2 protein-coding genes are annotated in these 1,924 nt (G+C 54.0%); both read left to right on the top strand.

Going from position 1 to position 1,924, the window contains the following annotated elements:
• Positions 1–1,458: M61 family metallopeptidase (locus NW829_RS11350; RefSeq protein WP_414417119.1), on the top strand; the 1,458-nt coding region annotated here is incomplete at its 5' end.
• A 71-nt stretch (positions 1,459–1,529) separates the two neighbouring features.
• The coding region (locus NW829_RS11345) for a hypothetical protein (RefSeq protein WP_414417118.1) at positions 1,530–1,924 on the top strand (395 nt) is incomplete at its 3' end.

The following is a 1,924-nucleotide window of genomic DNA, read 5'->3' as shown; positions in this document are numbered from 1 at the left end:
CTCTACGTGCCCGGTCGCGAGCGGGAACCCTACACTTTGACGGTGATCCCCCCCAAGCCGGATTGGCACATCGCCACCAGTTTGCGGCCTTTGATCTCCTCTTCTGGGGATCCCGCTTCCGGCCAGTCTTTTGTGGCGGAAGACTACGACGAGCTGGTGGATAGCCCGGTGGAGGTGGGTCCACATCGAGTGCAATCGTTTGAGGTGGAAGGGATCCCGCATTACCTTGTGGTTTGGGGGTCGGGCACTCTGGATGTCGATCGGGCCGTTGCCGATGCCAAGGCCATTGTCGAAACCACAGCCGCATTTTTTGGTGGGCTACCCTATGACCGCTACTGGTTCATTGTGCATTTGTCGCCGGGAGGATTTGGTGGCCTTGAGCACAAGTACAGCACCACCCTTCTTTACTCTGGGCTGGAGCTGCATCAGCCGGAGTCCTATCGGCGCTTTTTGTCTTTGCTGGCCCACGAGTTGTTTCATGCCTGGAATGTCAAGCGTCTGCGTCCTCTGGCATTGGAAAAGATCGATTACAACCAGGAAAATTATCTGGAATGTCTGTGGTTTTGTGAGGGGGCGACCAGCTATTACGAAAACGTCATCTTATTGAGGGCAGGGATCCTCAGTGCCGGCGATTTCTTGAAGATTCTTTCCGAACAGATTGGTCGCTTGCAGCGTACTCCGGGCCGGGCCGTGCAATCGCTGCGGGAGTCCAGCTTCGATACCTGGATCAAACTCTACCGCCCCCACGAAAACACCCTCAACAGCCAGGTTTCTTATTACTTAAAAGGGGCTTTGGTCTGTTGGCTGCTGGATCTGCACATCCGTCACCTTTCCGGCGGTCAGGGATCCCTGGATACGGCTTTGCAGGATCTGTGGCAGCGCTTTGGTCGGTCAGGGAAGGGCTACAGCGACCAAGACTTGCGGGAGGCGTTTGAGCGGGCAGCCGGTGCCGATCTTGGCCGGTTTTTCGCAGCCTATGTGGAAGGCACGGAAGAGCTAGACTACAACACTTACCTACACCCCTTTGGCCTCACCCTTAAAGCCCACTTCAGCCGCCCCAACCCCATCCCATACCTGGGCCTCAATTTCAACGGCGAGGGCAATCGCATCAGCACAGTGGAGATGGGATCCCCGGCGCAAAAAGCAGGCATCTGGGCCGGCGATGAGCTGGTGGCCCTGGATGGGTTCAGGGTGAGCGCTGCCAACTTGGCGGAACGCTTGACGGCCTATCAGCCCCACCAGATCATTTGTTTGAGCGTTTTTCAAGCCGATCAGTTGAAACATTTCTGGATCCCGTTGGATCCCCCTCGGCCCGATGTCTACACGTTGGAGGTGTTGCCTGAACTGACTCCTGCTCAAGAAGCTCTTCAGCAAGGCTGGCTGGGATCCCTTGTCGGCGCCCAGCTTCGGTCAGAGGCAGGTCCCCATCTGCTTGAAAATTCACCTATCTCCTCCTAGCATGTTGAGGCAAGCAGGTAATCCAGTTAACTGGAAAGAAAAGTAACAGCAGCAGAGGACAGGAGTATCTGATGGACTTAGTTTTGGTTTTATTGATTGGGGCAGCTGTTGGTTTCTCGGTAGGCATTTACGTTGCTCGCCAGTATGGGGCCAGTCCTAAACTGGAAATCTGGAAACGAGAGATTATCAGAGATATATCTTCGCAGCTAAGCCAACGCAGCCAAGAACTCAACAACCCGGACAAAGCACTCATCAAGTTGAGCGAAGGATTGGTAGACAAGATTTCTCAAAAGTTACAGGAAAAGTTACAGGCCGTCCAAGCTACCCTTGAAGAGTTTAAATTTCGCCTTGCTGACAACCAGCAAAGCTTGCTACAGGACTGGGGCAGAGACTTTCTACAAGCTATATCTGTAAAGTTGGCCGAACATGGCCAGCAACTGAACAATCAGCTAGCCATTCTGGAAAA

This window comes from Synechococcus sp. R55.8 (assembly GCF_047461895.1).
Classification (GTDB): domain Bacteria; phylum Cyanobacteriota; class Cyanobacteriia; order Thermostichales; family Thermostichaceae; genus Thermostichus.
The sequence above is the reverse complement of the archived record's forward strand: the minus strand, read 5'-3'. Positions and strand labels throughout refer to the sequence as shown.